General features: G+C 70.6%; 5 protein-coding genes and 1 pseudogene. 2 read left to right on the top strand and 4 right to left on the bottom strand.

The annotated features are described in order from the left end of the window. A partial coding sequence (locus CON77_RS13720) for a hypothetical protein (protein WP_101050037.1) occupies nucleotides 1-744 on the bottom strand: 744 nt, incomplete at its 3' end. Nucleotides 745-770: 26 nt separating this feature from the next. Continuing rightward, nucleotides 771-1,538 (bottom strand): class II aldolase/adducin family protein, encoded by a 768-nt coding sequence (locus tag CON77_RS13715; RefSeq protein ID WP_101050039.1) that lies wholly within the window; start codon nucleotides 1,536-1,538, stop codon nucleotides 771-773. A 242-nt stretch (nucleotides 1,539-1,780) separates the two neighbouring features. On the opposite strand from CON77_RS13715, the gene CON77_RS13710 reads away from it, so the two are divergent. After that, nucleotides 1,781-2,287 (top strand): Dps family protein, encoded by a 507-nt coding sequence (locus CON77_RS13710; RefSeq protein WP_101050035.1) that lies wholly within the window; start codon nucleotides 1,781-1,783, stop codon nucleotides 2,285-2,287. Nucleotides 2,288-2,316: 29 nt separating this feature from the next. Here the strand turns inward: CON77_RS13710 and CON77_RS13705 are convergent, their stop codons facing one another. Next, on the bottom strand, nucleotides 2,317-2,601 hold the full coding sequence (locus CON77_RS13705; RefSeq protein WP_101050033.1) for a BTH_I0359 family protein: 285 nt from the start codon (nucleotides 2,599-2,601) through the stop codon (nucleotides 2,317-2,319). A gap of 156 nt (nucleotides 2,602-2,757) precedes the next feature. Continuing rightward, the gene (locus CON77_RS13700) at nucleotides 2,758-3,378 is read right to left on the bottom strand and encodes a DUF3108 domain-containing protein (RefSeq protein ID WP_439650578.1); all 621 of its coding nucleotides are present in this window, start codon (nucleotides 3,376-3,378) and stop codon (nucleotides 2,758-2,760) included. A gap of 248 nt (nucleotides 3,379-3,626) precedes the next feature. Between CON77_RS13700 and CON77_RS13695 the strand changes: the two are divergent. Next, a pseudogene (locus tag CON77_RS13695) lies at nucleotides 3,627-4,217 on the top strand (fumarylacetoacetate hydrolase family protein); the annotation flags it as partial.

Here is a 4,217-nt window from a genome sequence, read left to right as displayed (position 1 = left end):
GCAATAGGGCAGCAGCGCCTTGGCCGCGTCCAGCCGCAGCGGCAGCGGGGCCGTCGGGTCGTTCATCAGGGCCAGCAGGAAGGCACGGGGGCCGGGTGCGCCGGGCGCAACGCTGTGGCCCGCCGTGGCGGGCGTGACCGGATCATTGGCCGCTGCGGGGTCCGTCGCGGCCTCGAGGGGCCGTTCTGCGGTGGCCGGTCGCTGACAGAGCGACCGAAAGGCGGCGGGGGCGATGGGGCGCAGCCGCGACAACAGATCGGCCTGGGCATCGGCGCTGGGGGGTGTGTCGAGCCAGGGGTCGTCCTCGAACAGGCTGGCCAGCCCCGGGGCGACGAAGGCCGACCAATGCCCCGTGGCCCCGTGCCGGCACGGCACCGCCGGAGTGTGGTGGATGCCGCCGTCCGCCAGCGTGGGCCACCGGCGCAGGCGCGTCGCGGGCACCTGCGGCAGCCAGCGCCGCACCACGGTGTCGAGGAAGGCCTGGGCGTCGGGCAGCGTCACCGCTTCGGCCAGCGCAAACCAAAGCTGGTAAGCGTCGGTGCCCGAGACGGCGATCGCCGGGGCCGGCAGCTCCAGTTCGTCCTGCACCCCGTGCCAGACCGCGGCCAGGGCGGCCCAGCCCGGGGGCTGGGCCAGTTCCAGCACCACGGCACGGGTGCGTCCGTCGGGCGCGAGCAGCGGGTTGCCGGCGTCTGCCGCCGGGGCGTGGTAAAGGCGTTGCAGTTCGGTGTGCAGGCGGTCCATGGGGTCTGGACTCTACCGCACGCCGCTCAGGTTTTGTAGCCGGGGTCCAGGCGTTCGGCCTTGCGCAGCAACGCCGGCCAGGCCAGTTGCGCGCCCTTGCCGCCGGTGGCGGTGCGCATCACGTGCCCCATGTTGTTCAGGATGGCCGGGTCCACCTCGACCAGGGCGCCGCCGGCCTGGGCGTCGATCTGGATGCGGCAGGTGTTCTCGAAGGTGTACATCGCCAGAAAGGCTTCGGCGATGCTGGTGCCCACCGTCAGCAGCCCGTGGTTGCGCAGCATCAGGTAATTGGCCTGGCCCAGGTCGGCCTGCAGGCGCGGCTTTTCCTCGTCGCGCAGGGCCACGCCCTCGTAGCCGTGGTAGGCCAGCGAGGCCAGCACGAAGGTGCTCTGCTGGCTGATGGGCAGCACCCCGCAGCGTTGCGCGCTCACGGCCACCCCGGCGCGCGAATGGGTGTGCAGCACGCACTCCACCTCGGGCCGGGCCTCGTGCACCGCGCTGTGGATGACGAAGCCGGCCGGGTTCACCTGGAACGGTGTGTCTTGCAGCTTGTTGCAGGCCATGTCCACCTTGATCAGGCTGGAGGCGGTGATCTCGTCGAACATCAGCCCGAAGGGGTTGATGAGGAACTGGTGGTCGCCGCCGGTGACGCTGTCGGGCAGCTTGACGCTGATGTGGGTGAAGATCATGTCGCTCCAGCCGTAGGCCGCCACCAGGCGGTAGCAGGCGGCCAGATCGCAGCGGAGCTGCCATTCTTCGGGGCTGACGGAGGCTTGCAAGGAAGGGATGTGCATGGCGGTGTCGGTGGAAGGCATCGCCGCATCCTAAAACCGCGCCGTGTGCCCGGGTGTCGGCCCGGCGACAGCGGCCCCGCCTGGGGGCTATGCCCGGTTGAGATGTATTCGATGGCCCATCCGGGGACGCCGTGCGTACCATGGCCCTGTGTCCGAGCCGCTAAGATGGGCCTCACCCGTGCCCGGGCCGCTGCCGCGTCCGCCGCTCGGGTGTTCCCACTGTTTTCTTCAGGAGTGACCGCATGGCCAAAAAAACCACCGCCCCCGCCAAGTCGATGAAGATGGACATCGGCATTGGCGACAAAGACCGCGCCGCCATCGCCCAGGGCCTGAGCCGCCTGCTGGCCGACACCTACACCCTGTACCTGACCACCCACAACTTCCACTGGAACGTGACCGGGCCGATGTTCAACAGCCTGCACGCCATGTTCATGACGCAGTACACCGAGCTGTGGAACGCGGTGGACCCGATCGCCGAGCGCATCCGCGCGCTGGGTCATGTGGCCCCGGGCTCTTACGCCCAGTACGGCCAGCTCAGCTCGCTGCCCGATGCGCCGGCCGAGCCGCCCAAGGCGCTGGAGATGGTGCGCATCCTGGCGCAAGGCCACGAGGCCGTGGCCCGCACCGCCCGCAGCCTGTTCCCGCTGGTGGACCAGGCCAGCGACGAACCCACCGCCGACGTGCTGGTGCAGCGCCTGGCCGTGCACGAGCAGACCGCCTGGATGCTGCGTTCGCTGCTGGAGGAGTAAAAGGAAGGCCGCCCCGTGGGGCGGCGGTTTCAGTGCACCACCACTGGCATCTGTGCCAGGGTGGCGTAGCCTTCGAGTGTGTCCTCCACCTCTTCCTGGGTGGGGGTGTTCTGCTGCCAGGCCTGGATCTGCTGGTGGAACATCTCGGCCCAGGAGCCGTCGAGGTAGACCTCTTTGCCCGAGCGCTTGTCCACGATCTCGAAGCCGTGGCGCGGCATGTGCGGGCCCGCCGGCTCGGCCGGCTCGCGGTCCTGCGGCGCGTTGGCGTGGATGTGCACCACCGCGAAGGAGTCAGAGTCGTAGAGCATGTGCATGGTTCAAATGTCCTCGAAACGCAATAACCCTGCAAGCGTCGGCCCGTGGCGGGTGTGCCGGTGGCGGGCTTGGGGCCACATCCTGCACATGGGGGCGGGGCGCGGTGCTTCAAGCCCCAGGCCTGACGCAGCGCAAGCAAAACGCGTGCCGCAGCGTCAGCGGGCGCTGAGGCGCTGGTCGATGGTGTCGCCGTTGTCCTGGCTGATGCGCATGCGCACCGGCAGCAGGTGCAGGTCGGGCGCGAACCAGAGTTCGACCCGCTGATCGCCGGCGTGGCGCGGGCTGCGCTGGAGTTTCCAGGTGCTCCAGGTGCCAGCGGGCAATTCCAGGGTTTCGCGGCCTTCGAAGCGGAAGGTCCAGGGCGCCACCTCGCCTGGGGACGCCACCGGCACCACCCACTGCCGTCCCGGAGTGGGCGCATCACCGGCCGCGCCCAGGGTGTGGGCGAGTTGCAGGAACAGGCTCAGCCGGTCCTGCGTGCCGGGGGGCAGGGCGGTGCTGCTTTCGGGGGTGCCGGGGGAAATCAAGCGGGCGGCGCCCCAGTCGAACACCAGCTGGCGTTCCTTGCGCGCCCGGTCGGTGAAGGTTTGGGGCACCAGGCCCTGGGGCCCCAGGGTGCCTTGGCTGTGCTGCACCCGGCTGCCGATCAGAAAGGCCTTGAATTCCAGCCGGGCGTCGTAAGTGCGTCCATCCCGGCGCCACGACAGGGTGGCTTGCGCGCGGTAAGGCAGGCCTTTGGTCGACGCACGGACTTCGTAGGTCCACTGGACCGACACGGGAGGGGCCCACCCCGGTGTGCGGAGCGTGTGCGACGCCGGGGCGACCGGGCGTGCGTCGGTGGGCAGGACGGTGGACGCCTCCGAGGGGGCTTGTGCGGACAGTGCCCCGGCATGCCACAGCACGACGCCGCCCACGGCGAGCATCGGCCAGGGGGATTTGCCAGGCGGGCGCATGACCGCGATCGTACACTTCCGCCAGCGCCCCGGCCACCGGCCGCGGCGACCTTTCTCACCCGGGCACCGGCATGAAACTCGCCTCCTACAAAGACGGCTCCCGCGATGGCCAGCTGGTCGTCGTCTCGCGCGACCTGAGCACCGCGCACTACGCCACCGGCATGGCCGGCACGCTGCAGCAGCTGCTGGACGACTGGAACTTCATCGCCCCCCAGTTGCAGGACCTGTACGTCACCTTGAACCAGGGCAAGGCGCGCCACGCTTTCCCCTTTGAGCCGCGCATGTGCATGGCCCCTCTGCCGCGGCCACACCAGTGGGTGACGGCGGTGGTGCCCGCTGCGCCCGGCGCCGGCCCAGCGCTGCGCCAGGGCGCCAGCGGTGACGGCCTGGGGCCGACCGCGGACCTGGTCTTGGCCGACGAAGCCTGGGCGGCGGCGCTCGAGCCCCAGTTGGTGGCCGTGACCGGCGACGTGCCCCAGGGCGTGTTTCCGGCGCTGGCTTTGGAGCGGGTGCGGCTGCTCTTGCTGGCCGGCGACCTGACCTTGCAGGCCCTGGCGCCCGCCGAACAGGCCCAGGGCGTGGGTCCGTGGCAGAGCCGGCCGGCCACCGTGTTCGGCCCGCTCGCGATCACGCCCGACGAACTGGGCGCGGCCTGGCGCGAC

Origin of the sequence: Macromonas nakdongensis, assembly GCF_002837145.1 — a bacterium.
In the GTDB taxonomy this organism is placed as follows: domain Bacteria; phylum Pseudomonadota; class Gammaproteobacteria; order Burkholderiales; family Burkholderiaceae_C; genus Macromonas_B; species Macromonas_B nakdongensis.
The sequence above is the reverse complement of the archived record's forward strand: the minus strand, read 5'-3'. Positions and strand labels throughout refer to the sequence as shown.